20 protein-coding genes are annotated in these 20,096 nt (G+C 59.3%); 6 read left to right on the top strand and 14 right to left on the bottom strand.

The window, feature by feature from the left end:
- Positions 1–7 precede the first annotated feature (7 nt).
- The 3 genes from atpA to ACR0ES_RS07450 form a co-directional block, all read right to left on the bottom strand.
- Positions 8–1,546: a F0F1 ATP synthase subunit alpha gene (gene atpA, locus ACR0ES_RS07460; protein WP_209504804.1), complete on the bottom strand. Its 1,539-nt coding sequence runs from the start codon at positions 1,544–1,546 to the stop codon at positions 8–10.
- Positions 1,547–2,107, bottom strand: coding sequence for a F0F1 ATP synthase subunit delta (locus ACR0ES_RS07455; protein ID WP_209598051.1), 561 nt, complete (start codon positions 2,105–2,107; stop codon positions 1,547–1,549).
- Between the two features lie 302 nt (positions 2,108–2,409).
- On the bottom strand, positions 2,410–3,144 hold the full coding sequence (locus ACR0ES_RS07450) for a class I SAM-dependent methyltransferase (protein ID WP_480482285.1): 735 nt from the start codon (positions 3,142–3,144) through the stop codon (positions 2,410–2,412).
- A 61-nt stretch (positions 3,145–3,205) separates the two neighbouring features.
- Between ACR0ES_RS07450 and gloB the strand changes: the two genes are divergently transcribed.
- Positions 3,206–3,973 carry a hydroxyacylglutathione hydrolase gene (gloB, locus tag ACR0ES_RS07445; protein ID WP_480482287.1) on the top strand — a complete coding sequence of 256 codons (768 nt, stop codon included), beginning with the start codon at positions 3,206–3,208 and terminating at the stop codon, positions 3,971–3,973.
- Positions 3,974–4,147: 174 nt separating this feature from the next.
- Positions 4,148–6,472, top strand: a complete 2,325-nt coding sequence (gene clpA / locus ACR0ES_RS07440) for an ATP-dependent Clp protease ATP-binding subunit ClpA (protein WP_267363009.1) — start codon at positions 4,148–4,150, stop codon at positions 6,470–6,472.
- Between the two features lie 245 nt (positions 6,473–6,717).
- Here the strand turns inward: clpA and ACR0ES_RS07435 are convergent, their stop codons facing one another.
- The 3 genes from ACR0ES_RS07435 to ACR0ES_RS07425 form a co-directional block, all read right to left on the bottom strand.
- Complete coding sequence (locus ACR0ES_RS07435; protein WP_480870046.1) at positions 6,718–8,460, bottom strand: peptidoglycan -binding protein; 1,743 nt, start codon at positions 8,458–8,460, stop codon at positions 6,718–6,720.
- A gap of 3 nt (positions 8,461–8,463) precedes the next feature.
- Positions 8,464–9,642: a biopolymer transporter ExbB gene (locus ACR0ES_RS07430; protein WP_480773778.1), complete on the bottom strand. Its 1,179-nt coding sequence runs from the start codon at positions 9,640–9,642 to the stop codon at positions 8,464–8,466.
- Between the two features lie 69 nt (positions 9,643–9,711).
- Entirely contained in the window at positions 9,712–10,242 is a 531-nt protein-coding gene (locus tag ACR0ES_RS07425) for a gamma-glutamylcyclotransferase (protein WP_480557829.1), read from the bottom strand.
- 67 nt (positions 10,243–10,309) lie between these two features.
- On the opposite strand from ACR0ES_RS07425, the gene ACR0ES_RS07420 reads away from it, so the two are divergent.
- Entirely contained in the window at positions 10,310–11,311 is a 1,002-nt protein-coding gene (locus tag ACR0ES_RS07420; protein WP_480870044.1) for a DUF2125 domain-containing protein, read from the top strand.
- Here ACR0ES_RS07420 and ACR0ES_RS07415 read toward each other — a convergent pair.
- The 4 genes from ACR0ES_RS07415 to ACR0ES_RS07400 all read right to left on the bottom strand — a co-directional run bounded on the left by ACR0ES_RS07415 (position 11,308) and on the right by ACR0ES_RS07400 (position 15,638).
- On the bottom strand, positions 11,308–12,159 hold the full coding sequence (locus tag ACR0ES_RS07415; protein WP_480870043.1) for an extensin-like domain-containing protein: 852 nt from the start codon (positions 12,157–12,159) through the stop codon (positions 11,308–11,310). The genes ACR0ES_RS07420 and ACR0ES_RS07415 overlap by 4 nt on opposite strands.
- Entirely contained in the window at positions 12,156–13,076 is a 921-nt protein-coding gene (locus tag ACR0ES_RS07410) for a prephenate/arogenate dehydrogenase family protein (RefSeq protein WP_267365625.1), read from the bottom strand. The genes ACR0ES_RS07415 and ACR0ES_RS07410 overlap by 4 nt, the downstream gene beginning before the upstream one ends.
- Entirely contained in the window at positions 13,073–14,158 is a 1,086-nt protein-coding gene (gene hisC, locus ACR0ES_RS07405) for a histidinol-phosphate transaminase (RefSeq protein ID WP_480870041.1), read from the bottom strand. Before hisC ends, ACR0ES_RS07410 begins: the two co-directional genes overlap by 4 nt.
- A gap of 64 nt (positions 14,159–14,222) precedes the next feature.
- Positions 14,223–15,638, bottom strand: coding sequence for an aminotransferase class V-fold PLP-dependent enzyme (locus tag ACR0ES_RS07400; RefSeq protein ID WP_480870039.1), 1,416 nt, complete (start codon positions 15,636–15,638; stop codon positions 14,223–14,225).
- A 102-nt stretch (positions 15,639–15,740) separates the two neighbouring features.
- Between ACR0ES_RS07400 and ACR0ES_RS07395 the strand changes: the two genes are divergently transcribed.
- Entirely contained in the window at positions 15,741–16,202 is a 462-nt protein-coding gene (locus ACR0ES_RS07395) for an Lrp/AsnC family transcriptional regulator (protein ID WP_267365621.1), read from the top strand.
- On the opposite strand, the gene ACR0ES_RS07390 is transcribed toward ACR0ES_RS07395, so the two are convergent.
- On the bottom strand, positions 16,203–17,075 hold the full coding sequence (locus tag ACR0ES_RS07390) for a LysR family transcriptional regulator (RefSeq protein WP_480870037.1): 873 nt from the start codon (positions 17,073–17,075) through the stop codon (positions 16,203–16,205).
- Between the two features lie 93 nt (positions 17,076–17,168).
- Between ACR0ES_RS07390 and ACR0ES_RS07385 the strand changes: the two genes are divergently transcribed.
- A complete protein-coding gene (locus ACR0ES_RS07385) occupies positions 17,169–17,450 on the top strand; it encodes a DUF1330 domain-containing protein (RefSeq protein WP_480539361.1) in 282 nt (93 codons plus the stop codon).
- Between the two features lie 58 nt (positions 17,451–17,508).
- Here ACR0ES_RS07385 and rpsD read toward each other — a convergent pair whose 3' ends face one another.
- Together rpsD and ACR0ES_RS07375 are read right to left on the bottom strand one after the other, a co-directional pair.
- The gene (gene rpsD, locus ACR0ES_RS07380) at positions 17,509–18,129 is read right to left on the bottom strand and encodes a 30S ribosomal protein S4 (protein WP_170374584.1); all 621 of its coding nucleotides are present in this window, start codon (positions 18,127–18,129) and stop codon (positions 17,509–17,511) included.
- Between the two features lie 271 nt (positions 18,130–18,400).
- On the bottom strand, positions 18,401–18,844 hold the full coding sequence (locus ACR0ES_RS07375) for a hypothetical protein (protein ID WP_480773786.1): 444 nt from the start codon (positions 18,842–18,844) through the stop codon (positions 18,401–18,403).
- 278 nt (positions 18,845–19,122) lie between these two features.
- On the opposite strand from ACR0ES_RS07375, the gene ACR0ES_RS07370 reads away from it, so the two are divergent.
- Positions 19,123–19,566, top strand: coding sequence for a hypothetical protein (locus ACR0ES_RS07370; RefSeq protein ID WP_480565296.1), 444 nt, complete (start codon positions 19,123–19,125; stop codon positions 19,564–19,566).
- Positions 19,567–19,578: 12 nt separating this feature from the next.
- Here the strand turns inward: ACR0ES_RS07370 and ACR0ES_RS07365 are convergent.
- Positions 19,579–20,096: NAD(P)-dependent oxidoreductase (locus ACR0ES_RS07365; protein WP_480870035.1), on the bottom strand; the 518-nt coding region annotated here is incomplete at its 5' end.

Raw genomic sequence — 20,096 nt, 5'->3', positions numbered from 1 at the left:
CCTCCTATCAAGCGAAGGTCGCGGCGTATTCGTCGATCGCTGCTTTGAGTTTGTCGGACGCGTCGCCTTTGATCTTCGGATCTTCGTCGGTGATCCACTTCAGCAGGTCAGCGTGCTTGCCGCGCAGATGCGCCAGCAGGCCAGCCTCGTAGCGGCCAACATCCGACACGTCGATCTTGTCGAGGTAACCGTTGGTGCCCGCGAAGATGACGCAGACGATTTCCGCGTTGGTCAGCGGCGAGTACTGCGGCTGCTTCATCAGCTCGGTCAGGCGCGCACCGCGGTTCAGCAGCTGCTGGGTTGCGGCGTCGAGGTCGGACCCAAACTGCGCAAAGGCCGCCATTTCGCGATACTGAGCCAGTTCCAGCTTGACCGGACCGGCAACCGATTTCATCGCGTCGGTCTGAGCCGACGAGCCCACACGCGAAACCGACAGACCGGTGTTCACGGCAGGACGGATGCCCTGATAGAACAGTTCGGTTTCCAAGAAGATCTGACCGTCGGTGATCGAGATCACGTTGGTCGGAATAAAGGCCGAAACGTCACCACCCTGGGTTTCGATAACCGGCAGAGCGGTCAGCGAGCCGGCACCGAAATCTTCGTTCAGCTTCGCCGAACGTTCCAGCAGACGGGAGTGGAGGTAGAAAACGTCACCCGGATAGGCTTCGCGGCCCGGCGGGCGGCGCAGCAGCAGCGACATCTGACGATAGGACACGGCCTGTTTCGACAGGTCATCATAGATGATCAGCGCGTGACGGCCATTGTCGCGGAAATACTCCGCCATCGCGGTTGCGGCATAGGGTGCCAGGAACTGCATCGGTGCCGGGTCGGACGCGGTTGCGGCGACAACGATCGAATATTCAATCGCACCGGATTCTTCCAGTTTCTTCACCAGCTGGGCAACGGTCGAACGCTTCTGACCGATCGCAACGTAAACGCAGTACAGTTTCTTCGACTCGTCGTCGCCTGCGGCTTCGTTATAGACCTTCTGGTTCAGGATGGTGTCCAGAGCCACGGCGGTTTTACCGGTCTGGCGGTCACCAATGATCAGCTCGCGCTGGCCGCGGCCAATCGGGATCATCGCGTCAACCGATTTCAGGCCGGTTGCCATCGGTTCGTGCACCGATTTACGCGGGATGATGCCAGGTGCCTTGACGTCTGCAACGCCACGCTTGGTGGCATTGATCGGACCTTTGCCATCCAGCGGGTTGCCCAGACCGTCAACAACACGGCCCAGCAGCTCGTCACCGATCGGAACGTCCACGATCGAGTTGGTGCGCTTGACAGTGTCACCTTCTTTGATGTCACGGTCAGAACCGAAAATAACGACACCGACGTTGTCGCTTTCCAGGTTCAGCGCCATACCCATGATGCCGCCGGGGAATTCGACCATCTCACCGGCTTGAACGTTGTCCAGGCCATATACACGGGCAATCCCGTCACCGACGCTCAGCACGCGACCGATCTCGGCCACTTCGGCTTCCTGACCAAAATTCTTGATCTGGTCCTTCAGGATTGCAGAAATCTCTGCAGCTTGGATTCCCATTTATCCGACCTCTTTCATTGCATTCTGTAGGGAGTTCAGCTTCGAACGGATCGAACTGTCGATCATTTTCGAGCCCACTTTGACGACAAGACCGCCGATGAGGCTTTCATCCACGGTCGCATTGATAGTTACGGTCTTGCCCACACGCTCGGACAGCGTCTTGGACAGTTTTTCCAGTTGTGTCTTGGTCAGCGCCTTGGCCGAGGCGACATCGGCGGTCACTTCGCCACGCTCATCTGCCAGCATGTCACGCAGCACCTGCACCAGTTGCGGCACAACAAACAGGCGGCGTTTCTGCGCCATCAGAGCCAGCGTGTTGCGCAGGATGGCGTTCAGCCCCATCTTGTCAGCAACAGCGGCAATTGCTCCTTCTTGCTCGGCCCGCGAAATCAAAGGCGATGCGATCAGGTCACGCAGGTCGGCACTGTCGCCCAGTGCTGCTGCCAGATCATTGATGCCGGATTCCAGACCCGCAAGGTCATTATTCTCTTTTGCGATCTCGAAGATCGCGGTGGCATAGCGCTCGGCGATGCCTGTGGAAATCGAAGCTGGTTCGGACACGTCCACCCTTCCGATATTTGAGGCCCCGATTTTGGGTAGCGGCCGCTACCTTGGGGCGTGAGGAAACCCCGGCCAGACGGTCGGGGATCAAAATCACCGGGGATGTAGCAGAGGTGAACCAACCAAGCAATACGCTATAGCGGTAACAGATTTATCCACAAAATGTTAATTTTCATGCACTTACACCAAGTGCGACCGTTTGGACCCGTCAACCCGGTTGAAAAATGTTACGAATATGCAGGTTTTTGCGATTCCTGTGACTTTTTTCTCGCGAATTTGTCACTTTGGGATGCACGCAGTTGTCATGCAGGCTTTAGCAAACCGTCAAGCGCCTTGATCGGCTTCCTTATGGCATCTTTGGTGACATTGCCCCGAGGCGGATGAATGTTCTTTGTGACCTCAACCATCAACACCCCGCCCGCCATGACAGTTGGAATGCGCTGTCCGGTTTTTTCGATCAGACTGCCCGATTTCAACCAGAACCGCCGGAAGGACGGCGGCATGTAAAGAGCCGAGCAATGCGCCTCGGGCAGGAAGTAATGCGACCTGAGCTGATTTTCCAGCTGAGTGGCGGAATAGGGACGACCAAAGCCAAATGGCGTTTTGTCCGTACGTGACCACAGACCCGCCCGGTTCGGAACAATGAACACGGCCCTGCCACCAGGGCCCAGAACACGCCAGCATTCCTCCAGCAGCTGGTTTGGCCGCTCGGACGTTTCCAGCCCGTGCATCACCACCAGCTTGTCCACGTGACCGGTTTCAATGGGCCACCGGGTTTCTTCTGTCAGCACAGAGACATTGGGCATCCCCGCAGGCCAGGGCATCACGCCCTGCGGGCCGGGCATCAGCCCGATGACCCGGCGCGCACCGGCCAGATAAGGGCGCAATAGCGGCACGGCAAAGCCAAAACCGGCAACGGTCTGACCTTTGGCTTCGGGCCAGAGCTCGGTCAGCCGCCCGCGAATAGCTGCCTGTGCCGCGCGCCCAAGGGTGCTGCGGTAGTAGAAGTTCCTCAGATCCTGCACATCAAGATGCATTGCGGACATCCGGTCAATCGGCTTAGCTGGGCGCAGTCTAGCAATGAAAGGGCAAAAGGCCATGCCTCTTGAAATCGTTACAATCCCGTGCCTCAGCGACAATTACGCCTTTCTGGCCCATGACAGCGGCAATGGCCAGACTGCGCTGATCGATGCGCCCGAAGCCGCGCCGATTCTTGCAGCACTGGAAGATCGGGGATGGAGCTTGTCACATGTGCTGCTGACCCATCATCACTGGGATCACGTTGAAGGGCTGCCCGAAATTCTGACCCATCACCCCGCAAAGGTCATCGGTGCGGCCGCCGACGCGCACCGCCTGCCCCCGCTGGACCAGCAGGTTGCCGAAGGCGACAGCTTTGAGGTGGGTGGCGAACTGGTCGAGGTGCTGGACGTTTCGGGGCACACGGTTGGTCATGTCGCGTTTTATCTTCCGCAAAGCGCGGTCGTCTTTACCGCTGACAGCCTGATGGCCCTCGGGTGTGGGCGTCTGTTCGAAGGCAGCCCGGCGCAGATGTGGGCGTCGCTGAGCAAGCTGGCCGCTTTGCCGGACGACACCCTTGTCTGTTCGGGGCATGAATATACACAATCCAACGCGAAATTCGCCATTACCGTCGATCCCGAGAACGCTGCGCTGAAACAGCGAATTGCCGATATCGACCGCGCCCGCGCCGCTGGCGAAGCCACTGTTCCGTCGGTTTTGGCGCTTGAAAAAGCCACCAACCCGTTCCTGAGGGCCACGGATCCGGCGATTCAGGCCCATCTTGGTATGGTAAACGCCGATCCTGCGGCGGTTTTCGCCGAAATCCGGGGTAGAAAAGACAGGTTCTGATGCTTATTTGCCCCTCTTCACGGCCACGGTCACAACAAATGTGACTGTCAAGTGAAAGAAAACCCTTGAAGCCGGGCCACGATCAACCAAACTCTAATAGTATGAGGACATGGTTGGGATGGGGTTCCGGCCGAAAGCCCGCCCCCTTCTGACCCAAGACAGAGGAGCACCCGCGTGCCTTCATTCTCGAGCACACTGGAACAAGCCATCCACGCGGCCCTTGCAGCTGCGAATGAACGGCGACACGAATTTGCAACGCTGGAGCATTTGCTGCTGGCGCTTCTGGAAGAACCCGATGCGGTACGCGTCATGAAAGCGTGCAGCGTTGATCTGGACGAGTTGCGCAGCACTCTGGTTGAGTTCATCGACGAGGACCTATCGAATCTGGTCACGGATATTGACGGGTCCGAAGCCGTACCAACGGCAGCGTTCCAGCGCGTCATTCAACGCGCCGCTATCCACGTGCAAAGCTCGGGCCGGACCGAAGTGACCGGCGCCAATGTGCTGGTCGCCATTTTCGCCGAACGCGAAAGCAATGCCGCCTATTTCCTGCAAGAACAGGACATGACCCGGTACGACGCGGTCAATTTCATCGCCCATGGCGTGGCCAAAGACCCCGCGTATGGCGAAAGCCGGTCGGTATCCGGTGCGGATCAGGTGGAAGAAGAAGCTCAGTCAGGTTCCGGCGACACGGAACAAAAGGAAAGTGCGCTTGGGAAATACTGCATTGACCTGAACGCGAAATCGCGTGCGGGTGATGTCGATCCGCTGATCGGGCGGGCGGATGAGGTGGAACGCTGCATCCAGGTGCTGTGCCGCCGCCGCAAGAACAACCCGCTGCTGGTGGGCGATCCGGGCGTGGGCAAAACCGCCATCGCCGAAGGTCTGGCGCACAAGATCGTCGCCGGAGAGGCGCCGGATGTCTTGGCAAACACCACCATCTACTCGCTGGACATGGGTGCGCTGCTGGCCGGGACCCGTTATCGCGGCGATTTCGAGGAACGCCTGAAAGCGGTTGTAACCGAGCTGGAAGAGCACCCCGACGCGGTGCTGTTCATCGACGAAATTCACACCGTGATCGGTGCTGGTGCAACCTCGGGCGGGGCAATGGATGCCTCGAACCTGCTGAAACCTGCGTTGCAGGGCGGCAAGCTGCGCACCATGGGCTCGACCACCTACAAAGAGTTTCGCCAGCATTTTGAAAAGGACCGCGCCCTGTCGCGCCGGTTCCAGAAGATCGATGTGAACGAGCCTTCGGTTGAAGACAGCGTCAAGATCCTGCGCGGTCTGAAGCCTTATTTCGAAAAACATCACGACATCAAGTATACCGCTGATGCGATCAAAACGGCGGTCGAGCTGTCGGCACGTTACATCAACGACCGCAAGCTGCCCGACAAGGCCATCGACGTGATTGACGAGGCTGGCGCGGCGCAGCATCTGGTGGCGGAAAGCAAACGGCGCAAAACCATTGGTGTCAAAGAGATTGAGGCCGTGGTTGCCAAGATCGCCCGCATCCCGCCCAAGAACGTCACCAAGGACGATGCCGAGGTGCTGAAAGACCTCGAAGCCTCGCTGAAACGGGTGGTGTTTGGTCAGAATCTGGCGATCGAGGCGCTGGCCAGCGCAATCAAACTGGCCCGCGCCGGCCTGCGGGAACCCGAAAAGCCCATCGGCAACTATCTGTTTGCCGGCCCGACCGGCGTGGGCAAGACCGAGGTGGCGAAACAGCTGGCGGATACGCTGGGCGTTGAACTGCTGCGTTTCGACATGTCGGAATACATGGAGAAACACGCGGTCAGCCGTCTGATCGGCGCGCCTCCGGGCTATGTCGGGTTCGATCAGGGCGGCCTGCTGACCGACGGTGTCGACCAGCATCCACATTGTGTGTTGCTGCTGGACGAGATTGAAAAGGCGCACCCGGACGTGTTCAACATCCTGTTGCAGGTGATGGACCATGGGGAACTGACCGACCATAACGGCCGTACAGTGAACTTCCGCAACGTGGTGCTGATCATGACCTCGAACGCGGGGGCGCAAGAGCAGGCCAAGGCCGCGATCGGGTTCGGTCGTGACCGTCGCGAGGGCGAAGACACCGCCGCGATTGAACGCATGTTCACGCCGGAATTCCGCAACCGTCTGGATGCCGTGATCTCGTTCGCGCCGCTGCCGAAAGAGGTCATTTTGCAGGTGGTCGAGAAATTCGTCCTGCAACTGGAAGCGCAGTTGCTGGATCGTGGTGTGACCATTGATCTGACACCCAAAGCCGCCGAATGGCTGGCGGATAAAGGGTATGACGACAAGATGGGTGCGCGCCCGCTGGGTCGCGTCATTCAGGAATACATCAAGAAACCGCTGGCCGAAGAATTGTTGTTTGGCAAGCTGGCAAAAGGCGGTGTGGTCCGTGTCTCGGTCAAGAAAGGTGATCTGGATCTTGAGATCCTTGGCCCGGATCAACCGCGCATTTCGGGTGACAAGCCTCCGCTTCTGACGGCGGACTGATCGCCCGCCGCATTTAACAGAAAACCCGCCTACCAAGGCGGGTTTTTTTTGTTTCGCCCAGCACAGGCAAGGACTTATCTGCTCAACCGGGGGCGCGTTAACTATCTCGGTTAGGCTGCGTGTGAAACGTCTGGCGGACATGCACCGCCTTGATTTTCCAACGGTTCGGGTCGCTGGGGTCGGTATCGCCAATAACCGGTTGCGGATCGGCTGTTTGTTTTCGTGGCTGCTAAGGGCCAGTGACCTTACCTTTCGGTCAGCTTCAACTCGATCCGGCGGTTTTGCGCGTGTGCCTCGGGCGTGTCAGCGGGGTTTACGGGCTGGAATTCACCAAACCCGTTGGCTGCAAGACGGTTGGGCGGAATGCCCAGTGCGTCAACCATATAGCGCACAACCGACAGCGCTCGACCCTGGCTGAGCTCCCAGTTGTCGCGATACCTGCCCGACCCGGCCAGAGGAACGTTGTCGGTATGGCCGTCGACCCGGATCACCCAGTTCAGACCCGGCGGGATTTCAGCGGCAACACTACGAAGGATGTTAGCCACCTTGGCGACCTCCTGCTGCCCTTCTGCGGACAGTACGGCGGACCCGGTCGGGAACAGAACCTCGGAAGAGAACACAAACCGGTCGCCTTCGATGCGCACCCCTTCCTGACCGCCAAGAACGTCCCGCAAACGACCGAAGAATTCCGAGCGATAGCGTTGCAGGTCCTCGGCCTGTGCCGCCAATTCCTGGTTCTGCCCGGCCAGTGCCTCGGCCTCGGCCTCAAGACGCAGGCGTTCCGCTTCTTCCAGCAGACGGCGCCTGCGTTCTTCGGATGCGGCACGAGCCAGTGCGGCGTTCAGGTCCTGCCCTAACGTCTGAATCTGCACCTCGGCGGCAGCGTTGCGTTCTTCGAAATCGTCAAGCAAAGCCTGCAAGGAGCCAAGTTGCCCGCGCAGGGCGGCGATCTGCTGGTTCAGCAGGGCGGCTTCTCGCTGCGCCTCGGCAGAGATTTCTTTTTCATCCGAAAGCGTCGCATTGGCGAGGTCCAGTAAGGCCTGCCGCTGCTCGGCCAGAGAGCGTTGTGCGTCGGCATCCGCCTGCGCCTGCGTCTGCGCCTGCAAAGCGGCTTCAAGCTGGGCCCGCAGTTGATCCGGGTTCACGTCACCAAACTGACGCTCCAACGCGGCACGCGCCGCCTGTGCTGCGGCCAACAGGGTGAGTGTGTCTTCGGCCTCTTTGCGTTGCGCTTCCAGCGCAAGTGTCATGGCCGTCAGCTCGGCATCGGCATCCTGAAGACGGTTACGCAATGCCTCGGCGGCGGCGGCTTCGGCCAGACGGGCGGCTTCTTCATCGCTGAGCTGCTGTTCAAGGGTGGTGATCTGGGCGTCTCGGTCGGCGCTGCCTTGCTCCAGATCCGCCACCAGTGCTTCCAGTGCTTCCCGACGGGCAGCGGCCAAACGGGCGGCTTCGGTCTGCGCGTCGATTTCCTCGCGGCTTTGGGCAAGCGCCAGGTTCAGCGCCTCTTGCTCGGTCAACAGTTGCGCGCGCTGCGTTTCAAGCGCTGCAATATCGCCCAGTGCCCGTTCCTGTTCGGCCAGCAGGGCGGCAACTTGCGCTTCGAAGTTGGTGATCCGGGTCTGTGCCTGATCCAATGCGGCAGCCTGACGGTCGCGCTCGGTGGTCAGTGACGCGATCAGTGACTGGGCTTGCGCGAGATCGTCTTCAGCCCGCGACAGGGTGGTGTTCAACGCCCCAAGCCGCGCCTGCAACCGGCTGTTTTCGCGTTCTTCCAGCCCCAGCGCGCCCGCCAAAGCCGCGATTTCGTCGGCCAATGTGGTCAGTTCGTCTTCCTGACCCGAGATGGTTTCGCGCAGCACAAACTGGATCACCATGAAGATGGTCAGCACAAAGGTCAGCACCATCAACAGCCCCGTCATCGCGTCGACGAAACCGGGCCAGACCGAGCCCTGGAACCGTTGACCGGTGCGGCGGGACAGCGCCATGGGTTATTCTCCTTCCGGCGTGGTACGCACCGCACCGCGCGGCAGGGTCAGCGCCTTGACCAGCAGTTCTATATCCTTTCGGAACTCGTTCATGCTTTCCTGACGGCCCGCCGAAATCTCTTCGAGGATACGCAGCAGCTGCACATCCATCGAGCGCAGGCGCATCCGGCTTTCGGCGTCGATGCCTTCACCCGCGCCGTGATCGCGCATGTGATCCAGCAGGGCTTCCTGACCCAGCGCCACGCGTTCCAAAGCCGAGGTGACTCCTTCGGTATTGGCCTGACGGTTGTTCATCTCACCGATCACATCGACCAGCAAACCCAGCTTGGCAGAAACCTCGGCCCGGTCGCTTTCCTGCGCAGAGAACAGATCCTGCAAGGCATCCATCTGTTCTGACATGGCGTCCAGCACCGGCGTGAGCACGGCAATTTCGGCACCGCCTTCTTCTCCACCCGCGAAACCTAAGCGGGTGATCGAAGACAGCCATTCTTCAAGCTCGCGATAGAAGCGGTTCTGCCCGTGCCCTGCAAAAACTTCGAGCAAGCCGACGATCAGCGACCCGGCCAGACCCAACAGAGACGATCCGAACGCAACGCCCATCCCCTGCAATTGCGCCTCGAGCCCGGTCATCAGGCGGTTGAAAACGGCCAGCCCTTCCTCGCCCTCCTGCGGGTTTAGGCTGCGGATGGTATCGACAATGGCCGGTACGGTTGTCGCCAGTCCAAAGAACGTACCCAAAAGACCCAGATAGATCAGCACGTTGGTGATATAGCGAGTGATCTCCCGCTCTTCCTCGACCCGTTCGGCTACGGAATCCAGAATCGAGCGGGTTGAAGTGGAGCTGATCTGCGACCTCGCGCCCCGTTCGCGCAGCAATGAGGCCAAAGGAGCCAACAATTGCGGCGTGCGGGCGTCTTCGCGAACAACACCGCCGACGAAGGCCTCGATCCAGCGTACAGATCCGATCAGTTGCGTCACCTGATAGAAACAGGCAAGAACGCCGATCAGGAACACCATCAGGATGAAGCCGTTCAGGTACGGGTTGGCGAAGAACACCGGCAACACATAGGGCAGCGCCAGAAACACACCCAGCCCGGACAGGCCGATCGCCATCAACATCAACAGAATCTGCCGTGTTGGATGCGAGAAATGGGGTCTCGCGCCCTGATGTGCCTGCGCCATGCGCGTGGTTCCCGGTATTTGCCTGCTCTGCGTCGAAACTAGCGAAATTCCACTGGTGACGCCAAGAGTTTATGCGGTAATACTGCGCACCCGTTGCGCCAACCACTCAAGATCGGCGTCGCGTAGGCCGATCTCGGCCAGATGTTCGGCGGTATTGTACAGGTATTCGTCATTCGGGCCGCGCCCGCCAACCGCATGGGCGATGATCCGGGCCTGATCCTCCAACGGCATCCCGCCGCAATACTGCACATGGTCGGCATCGATCACATAGGTCACGGCGTTGACGATGTCGCCATTTTCCAGGTGCACATCCAGCATACGTTCGACATAGGCCGACGAAATCAGCTCGCGCTCGCGCAGTTCGTGCAGGGTGCGGTCTTCGTGACCGGTTTCAACCGCAAGGGCCAGACCGGTACAAATCGCGTTTGCCTGTTCGTCCAGCGCCAGCACCAGCCCCGGTTCTTCCTCGGTTCCCCGGTGGTGGATCGAGCTCATGCAGAAGGACCGGGCATAGCCATGCAGTGTCGCGCGTTCGCTGCGCGCGACCGGAAAGCCCGGATTCCACAGCAGCGATCCATAACCGAAAACCCACATCGTCATTGCACTGGTCCTTGCCCGTTTGGGCCTATAAACATCAATTCCGAGGCAGGAAAAAGGGCCAAAGCTCATGCGCCGTATCATACGAGTGATCATTTTTATCGGCGTCCTGTGGAGCGCATATTGGTTTGTCGCCGGATATGGTCTGCGCGCGGCAATCACTGGCTGGTTTGATCAACAACAGGCGCGCGGCTGGCTGGCTGATTTCTCGGACGTGGCAACGGCAGGGTATCCGACCCATCACGTGACTCGTCTGAACAACCCTGCCCTTGCAGATCCGGTGAATGGCACAGCCTGGCGTGCGGACTGGATCGAATTCGAAAGCCCCGCGATCTGGCCCGGCCGGCAGGTGCTGCGGTTTGCCGAGACGCCGCAACGACTGTCTTACTACGATCAAACCTCAACGATTGTTGCCGATGAATTGATTGCAGAACTACAGTTGCAGCCCGGCGTTTCGCTTGTGCTTGAGAAACTGGCGCTGACGGCAGGGGCTTGGTCGGTGACCGAAAACTCCACTGCACTGGCCGCCGGGGACACCCTGAGCCTGATCATGGCGCAAACATCCCAGCCCGAAGCCTATGCCATTACCGCCCGCGCGGATGGGTTCACACCCGGCGACCGGTTGCGGGTCCTTATGAATTCGGCGGCTTCGCTGCCGCAGTCCTTCGAAACGCTGGAACTGGACATGGTCACCACGTTCAGCAAAGTCTGGGACAGGTCGGCGCTGGAACACAGCAGGCCGCAGCCCGTGGCCATCGACCTGCGACTGGCCGAGATCAAATGGGGTGGATTGCGTCTGTTTGCTGCCGGTAAACTGGATGTAGACGCGCAGGGTGTTCCCAGTGGTGAGATCGCTGTCAAGGCCGAGAACTGGCGTGATATGATCGACATGGCAAACGCGGCAGGTGCCCTGCCTGATCAGGCGGTTGATCCTGTCACCCGCGCACTGAATTTTCTGGCAGGGCTGGGCGGCAACCCCAACGCGCTGGACCTTCAGCTGAACTTCCGGGATGGTTTTGTCGCCCTGGGGCCGGTGCCGCTGGGCCCCGCCCCGCGGCTGATCCTGCGTTAACGGCAATACGCTCCGCTGCGGTAGCGTGCCGTATCCAGATGGAAATGATCGCGATGGTAGCTATCCGAGTTCGGCCCCAAAACGGTGCCGAACGGGCCACAGGCGCCGCGCCAGATTTTCTGCAGCTGCTTCTGTGACGGGTTCTTGCGCCATCCTTCCAAGACAGTCACCACCTCACCATCGGCCATTTTGAAGGCCGAAATATCGATCGCGCGCCCTTTGCCGTGCTCGGAAATCCGCGCGCCTTTACGATTGTTTCGAGTTCGGCAGGCATAATGAGCCGCCACCTGCAACTCGACCACCGGGCCGCGACGTTTGAAGGTGGGTTTGACTGTCTTATCGACCCATTTGTTCAGCGCAACGGCGGTGCCGCAATCCATTGTCGACGGGCGGCTGAGTGCCACACCGGAAACAGAGGTGATCTGCACTGCATCTTTTACGCCACAGGCTGAATTCTCGCTGCCGACCCTTCCGACGGGCTTGCCCTGAATTGCGATATCTCCGCAAACGGACCCTTTGCGCAGCTTGCGTTTTTTGAAAAGCACCTGCTGTTCAAGCAATTCAGGTCTCATGTTAGGTATCAGCGAGGTGTCGGGCCCCAGCAGCGGCAAATCCGAAGGTCGCGCCAGTGCAGCAGTGACCTGCGGTGAAACCGGACGTGAGATGGGGCGCAGATCGGTTATGACCGCGACGGACACCGGGGCAACGGCGGACACAACCTGCACGTTTTGCTGGTCCAGAATCGGACGTGCAGGTGGGACCAGAGATCGTTCCAGAGGGGCTGCCTGTGTGGCCACGGCGCACAACGCCATGATCCCGATCAGAAATTGCCCCCGGTATGACCTCATGAACCTGCCTTTCCCCGCCCGAAATCCGGAGCATCCGTGTCCTGCCCCGCATCGATGATGCCGCGACGAATAGCACGGGTATGGGTGAAGTAGTCAAACAAATGTTCCCCGTCCCCGGTGCGGATGGCACGTTGCAGCGCAAACAGCTCCTCCGTGAACCGGCCCAGGATTTCCAGCGTCGCATCTTTGTTGGACAGGAACACATCACGCCACATGGTCGGGTCAGATGCCGCAATGCGGGTGAAATCCCGGAAACCCGCAGCCGAGTATTTGATCACTTCACTATCGGTCACCCGGCGCAGATCGTCGGCCACACCAACCATCGTGTAGGCGATCAGGTGCGGCGCATGGGACGTGACGGCCAGAACCAGATCGTGATGATCGGCGTCCATCTCATCCACATGGGACCCCATACCTTCCCACAACGCCCGAAGGCGGGCGATTGCATCCGGGTCGGTCCCTTCGACAGGCACCAGCAGGCACCAGCGATTGTCGAACAATTTTGCGAAACCCGATTCCGGACCGGAATGCTCTGTCCCAGCCAAAGGATGCGCGGGAATGAAATGCACACCTTCGGGGATATGCGGCTGAACCGCCTGAATGACATGCCGCTTGACCGACCCCACGTCCGACAGGGTCGCGCCGGGCTTGAGCACGGGCGCGATGTCTTCTGCGACGGCCCCCATTGCCCCCACGGGCACGCAAAGAACGACAAGATCCGCACCTTCGACCGCTTCGCGCGCCGTGTCACAGACGCGGTCGCACAGCCCGATTCTGCGCGCCGTGTCACGTGTCGCCTCGGACCGGGCATAGCCGGTCACTTCCCCGGCCAGGCCTCCACGCTTGATCGCCCAGAACATGGAGGAGGCAATCAGGCCAAGCCCGATCAGCGCAACCCGGTCGTAAATCTGGCTCATGCTGCGCCCTCTTTGAATGCTGTAATCACCGCAACGACGCGGCGGCAGGCTTCCTCATCGCCCACGGTGATCCGCAGGGCATTCGGCAGGTTGTAGCCTGCAACCCGGCGGACAATCAAACCCTGCGTCTTCAGATAGTCGTCACAGGCCTCGGCCTCGGTCCTGTCGGCAAAACGCGCGAGGATGAAATTGGTGCAGGACGGGTCCGAGGGCACGCCGATCTTGTCCAGCTCCTCGGCCAGCCACACTCGCAGGCGCGCATTTTCAGATTGGCAGAACGTCAGGAAATCGACGTCGCTGATCGCTGCTTCGGCTGCGGCCAGGGCTGTCAAAGACAGGTTGAAGGGCTGACGCACCCGGTTCAGAACATCGATAATCGATTGGTGCGCATACCCCCAGCCGACCCGCATCCCGCCCAACCCGTACACTTTCGAGAATGTGCGGGTCATGATCACGTTCTCATACGCATCCACCAATGACGCGCCACCATCGAAACCGTCGACGAATTCGGCATAGGCGCCATCCAAGACCATCAGGCAGGTATCAGGCAGATCCTGCGCCAGACGGTCCAGTTCGTCGTTCGAGATCATGGTCGAGGTCGGGTTACCGGGGTTGGTGACAAACACGATCCGCGTTTGGCTGGTTGCGGCGGCCAGAATGGCATCCACATCAACTTTGCGGTCGCGCTCGGCCACCATGACCGGCGTGGCACCTGCCATGCGGGCAATGATCGGGTACATGGAGAACCCGTGCTCGGTATAGACCACCTCATCCCCCGGCCCTGCATAGGCCTGAGCGATGAATTGCAGCACCTCGTCGCTGCCGACACCGCAGATGATCTGCGCAGGGTCCAGCCCGTGACGTGCGCCGATGGCCGCGCGCAAACTGGCGTGGTCGGTGTTGGGGTACCGATGCAAATTTGCCGCGCTGTCGCGCACCGCCTCAATTGCCTTGGGGCTGGGGCCGAACGGGTTCTCGTTCGAGCTCAGCTTGATCACATGCTCAACCCCCGCCACATGCGACTGGCCGCCCTGATAAAGCGCGATGTCCATAATGCCGGGTTGCGGGGTGATCTTGGTCATGAGAGGCTCCGTTGATTGGGCCCCTCATACCTGTCTCAACGGATTGAGAAAAGCGACAATTCCATCATGCGGCCTTGAAGCGCGCAGTCGCCGGGTCGGCGTTGTAATACGGCACGAATTCCTCGGTACGGCGGGACAGATCATTGACACTGTCGATGATGAATTGAACCGTTTCCTCGCTCATCAGGTACGAGAAATTCAGGCGTACCCAGCCGGGTTTCTTCATCTCTTCGCCCGCAGACAAGGCCGCGTGCAGCGCCTCGGACGCGGCGCGGTCAATCCCCAGCAGGCGGTGGGCATAAGGCCCTGCGCAGGCACAGCCGCCGCGTGCCTGAATGCCGTAGACGTCGCTGAGCATCCGGGTAAACAGCTGCTGATGCACGGGCTGCCCCGCATTGTCGCGCACGAGGAAAGAGAAGATCGGCAGGCGATGCGGGTTATTGACCCCAAGCAATGTCAGGTTCGGATTATCCTTCCACCCGTGCAGCGCCATCTGGTTGTACTGCGCCTCGCGCCTTGCGATTTCTTCCGTGCCGACGACATCCTTGACGATAAAGGCCAGCGCCGCGCGGATGTCGCCGATCACGTTGGGCGTTCCCGCCTCTTCCCGCGCAGACAGGTCCGCGTTGTAGTCATGCCGCCACGGTGACACGAAACTTACGGTGCCACCACCCGGCCAGCTGGGGCAGTTCCGTTTGGCTGCAGCCCGGTTTACGATCAGAACACCCGAGGCCCCCGGACCGCCCGGAAACTTGTGCGGGGAAACGACGATCGCATCCTTGCGCGCGTCCGCCGGCCCCATATCCATCGGCAGGTAAGGCCCGCCTCCGGCGTAATCCCAAATCGCCACGGCACCATGCGCCTTGAGCAACCGCGTCACCGGATCAGGGTCAGTGACAATTCCGGTTACATTGGACGCCGCCGAAAAGGAACCGATCAGAAGATCTGCGCCTGCATGGGTCAACAGCGCGGTTTCCAGCGCCCCCAGGTCAACACCGCCACCTTCGGCTTCGGGGATTTCAACCACAAGTGCCTTGCTTTCCCGCCACGGCAGGATGTTCGAGTGATGCTCGTAAGGACCAATCAAGACAACCGGTTGGTCGGCCTCTGCCACCCCGAGCAGGCTGACCAACCGGTTGAGCCCCGCAGTGGCACCAGACCCGGTGAAGATCACCGCGTCCTCTTCCTGGGCACCTACAATGCGGGCTATTTCCGCCCGCGCCTCGCGGCGCAGATGTGTCATGTAAGATCCGCAGTAAGAGGCCTCGGTGTGGCTGTTCGCGTAAAACGGCAACACATGTTGCGCCACAAAGTCTTCGACCTGCCGCAAGGCGCGACCCGAAGCGACGTAATCCGCATAGACAAGCGGCACGTCCCCATGCAGACCCGGGATCAGAACATTCTCTCCGATCAGCCCATCGCGCAGGTTTGAATTGTGAGCGGTGGAACAGAGTTCCGCACGAAACTTGGACAGGGACATTGCATTGGCTCCTAACTGTCCGACTAATGTGATTTATTGTCAGCGCGAAAACTTCACCTATTATTGCATAGATTTTAAAATCTTTGTGTCATATGATCAGTAATGGCATCAAAATTGGATCAAATTGACACACGCATTCTGAAAGAACTGCAGAAGGACGCCACCCTGTCGCAACGGGAGTTAGCGGATCGTGCGGGGCTTTCGCAGAACGCCTGCTGGCGGCGGCTGAAGGCTTTGAACGAAGATGGCGTCCTGATCGGTTCAACCGCCCGCATCGCACGCGAGAAATTGGGCCTGAGCCTTGTGGTCTTTGTCATGCTGCGCACGCGGCATCATTCGGCCGAGTGGCTACAGGCCTTTCGCAGCCACGTTCTGACGATCCCCGAGGTCGTGGATTTTCATCGGATTGGTGGTGACTACGATTATCAGCTGAAAGTCGTCACACAGGATATGGCGTCTTACGACAAGGTGTATCAACGGCTGATCGAAAAGGTCGAGCTGGACAGCGTCACGTCGTATTTCGCGATGGAAGCAATCGCCGAAGGGCGACCTTTGCCGATTTGATCACGCCGTAAACAGCGGGCTTTTTTGTTTGAAAAAGGGCACCGCAATATCGCGGAACGCGACCAGTTTTGCCGAAGGCCAAACATCCGGGTGCGCCACGATCCAGATATCTGCGTAGGGTTGCGGTGAAAGAACCGGAACCTGCACCAAGCCCCGAAGTGAGCGGCCCAGAAACACCGGCATACGCACAACGCCCAACCCTGATTGTGCGGCACCCGCCATCGCGACCATGTCATCAAAACGCATATGTATGCGCGAGTTCGGATAGATATTGTCGACGCCGTCCGGCAGGTTCGGCTGCTTTTCATAAAGCAACCAATCCACGGGCGCGTTCGGATCTTGCTGCATTCGCGCGGCCCATTCCGACGTGGCAAAACAAGCGCTGTGCTGTTGCGTCAGGCGCAGACCTTTCAACGTATCGCCGGGGTTGCGGCTGATCCGGATCGCAATGTCGGCTTCGCGTCGATTAAGGTCCAGAATCTCGTTTGCCGCGCGCACCTGCAAAGACACAGCAGGGTGCCTTTGAGCAAACTCGCCCAGCGCCGGGGCCAGCACATGGGCAATTAACAGTTGCGGCGCGGTTAAGGTCAGCTGCCCTTCCAACCGGGCATCCCGCCCTGACAAACCGCGCAGCATTGCGTGTTCTGCGCTTTCCATCCGGGCAGCATACGCAGCGACTAGGTGCGCTGCTTCTGTCGGTCGATACCCGTCGGTCAGCCTTTCGAACAGCACTTCGCCTGTCGCAGCTTCGGCGCGGGCTATACGGCGGGCAACAGTTGTGTAGTTGACGCCAAGCTCTTGTGCCGCGGCGGACAGGGTACGCCTGCGGACCACGGCGAGTACGGCCCGGTAATCATCCCAATGAATATCCATACATGCAAATTCGCACATCACTGATGCAAATACACGTGTTTTCGCAAAGCAGATCACACCCTAGCTTTTGCCCACACATCAAGGAGCAAAGCCATGATCTATGCCTACGCAAAACTTACCGTAAAGAATCCCGACGCGCTGGCCGCTTATCGCGAACAGGCCGGGCCTGCACTGGCCCGCCATGGCGGAAAGGTCGAACACGCCACCAAAGAAACAACCGCGCTGGACGGCACACCGGACTTGCCTGACGTTGCAGCCCTGCTTTCCTTTCCCAACCGGGACGCGGCGATGGGATGGATCAACGACCCGGAACTAAAAGACATTCACGAGCTGCGTCGCAGCGCAGGTGCGTCAGATATCGTTCTGCTGGGCTGAAAATGAAAAGAGCCGCACCCAAAGGTGCGGCTCTGAATTCCGGATCGGAATGCGAAGATCAGTTCTTCGCGTAGAATTCGACGACCAGGTTCGGTTCCATCATGACCGGGTACGGCACATCGCTCAGGCCCGGTGCGCGAACGAACGTTGCGGTCATTTTCGAGTGGTCAGCATCGATGTAGTCAGGAACATCACGCTCGGCCAGGGCAACAGCTTCCAGAACAACAGCCAGTTGCTTGGACTTGTCACGCACTTCGATGACGTCGCCTTCTTTGACGCGGTAGCTGGGGATGTTCACCCGCTTGCCGTTCACTTTGACATGGCCGTGGTTCACGAACTGACGCGCAGCGAAGACGGTCGGTACGAACTTGGCGCGATAGACGACGGCGTCCAGACGGCGCTCCAGCAGGCCGATCAGGTTTTCACCGGTGTCGCCTTTTACACGCTCGGCTTCGGCATAGATGCGGCGGAACTGCTTTTCGGTCAGGTCGCCGTAGTAGCCTTTCAGCTTCTGCTTGGCACGCAGCTGCAGACCGAAGTCCGACAGTTTGCCCTTGCGGCGCTGACCGTGCTGGCCGGGGCCGTATTCACGACGGTTGACCGGGGATTTCGGACGACCCCAGATGTTTTCGCCCATCCGGCGGTCGATTTTGTACTTGGCAGACGTGCGTTTGGTCACGGCTGATCTCCTTCTTTAGGTCGATGCCCAAACGGGCAACTATGAAGGGCGTTGTCCTCTTGAGATTTCCCTCATGACAGGCTTCCCCTTGCGGGGGCCACCAACACCAATGAAGCCGCGCTTATATCCGCAAAGCCGGCAGAGTCAACACGGCATTCAACGCAGTTTCGAATATCTGCAAAGATATGTTCACCGCTGGCAGCACAGGCCCCTGCGCGCATAGCGACGGTTGCTGTCACACTGCTTTCATCAAAAAAAATACAGGTCGCGTTCAGGCCGGAAATGCAACGACATTCCCGCCGCCTTCAACACCCGCCTTGTGCACCATCACAACCTCGGTCACGTCGACGATCCAGAATTCTTCATCCCGTGGCGGGCAAGCGCCATCGAAAACGATGGTCGGCGCTGCATCATTGGTGTCGGCAACAAGGTTGGCTGAAAACCGCTGCGACCCATTGGTAAGCGTCAAAGCTCCGGTCACGTAGCCGGAGATTTCCCGGACAATCGGGAAGCGGTTTTGTATGCGGGTTGCAGCGCCCCGCGCATATCCAATCTGTTCGACGCTGCTCTCGGCTTCTGCGCTCAGCACTATCGCCTGTCCGCGCCATGACCAAGCCGCGCCGACGGCCAGACACGCCAGAGGCGCGTCCTCGAGTCCGTCGATTTCAGTTTGATCCCATGAAATGGCTACCTGACCGTTAACTCCGGCTCTCATCTGCCCACTCGCACTATTTAACATCCCGATATTCAATCATTGCTTATCAGCACAAAATCCGGCGGAAAAGAGACGGGAATGCAGCATTCACAAGAATGTTGCAGAAGTGAATCAAAAATACGTGTTTGCCTTGATCCAAGCTGATTATCTGAGCATCAGCTTGCTGCGGCTCCCCAGGGAATGGTTTCTGGCCAGAGATCAAGATGGAAAAACCCACTCGTGAGAGTGGTGGTCACACTTCCTTAGTCAGACATGCGATCCGACGGAGCGTTTTGGTGATGGGCGCTAAGCTGCTGCTGGACCGTCCATGGACCTTGACGCCGAGTGTAACAGCATTGGCGGCAACAAGCGTTCTTTTGACCTTGTGCACTGGTGTGGCCCTGCCGATCTATTTCAAACTGGTGCAAACGCTAGGGTCCATGGACGTCGCAAGCCAGGTGTATCTGCGCGCCGGTGTCGGTGTGATGCCGGGTCTGGCCATCCTGGGTGAGACATTTACCTGCCCTGTGGCGATGGGGCTTTTCTCGGTCATTGGTGAGCCTGCAGTTTCTCACCAGCCGCCATGGACCGCCCTGTTGAATCGGCTCATAGCTGCCTTACGTCAGCGACTGTCGATGCCGTGGTGCGGCCTGTTCGTATTCGTAAGGTCGCGTGACGAGACCGCATTCGAGAAAATACCCCGCTTGCGAACTGCAGGCGGGGCGCTCTCCCAAAACGACTAGGTCGTTGGAGGTTCAATAGCCTACGGTAAAGGCGGCGCGTGGATATTTGGGCGATTGAGCCTCATCTACAATTGCCACTGCAAAATCTTCCATGGAGATTTCTGAGTTGCCGGCGTCATCAACAATCAGGTTATCTGTGTCGGTTCTGAAGACGCCTAGGCGTTCACCGGGCTGCAATAAGGCGGACGGGCTGGCATAGGTCCAGTTTGCTGAGGCATCCGATGAACAGAGTTCCCACTGCGCCATGGATGCACGTGCGGTTGGGACTATGCTTTCAGGCAGAAAGTCTGGATCTGATAAGACAGTGTGCGGGCTGCCATCGGGCATATGCAGACGAGCGGCACCCCCAATAATAATTACACGAAGACGGACAAGTGATGCGACATGCAGGATGGATCGGGTCAAAGCAACAATTTCGCCTTCACGCCCGGCCGGTGTACGCACAGCGCTTACGGCCAGATCCTGACCAGCCATGGCCGCGGCCAAAGCCGCAGGGTCCGCAACATTCGCAACAATCGGCTTGGCGCCTT

The organism is Ruegeria sp. N7, assembly GCF_056531345.1.
The sequence above is the reverse complement of the archived record's forward strand: the minus strand, read 5'-3'. Positions and strand labels throughout refer to the sequence as shown.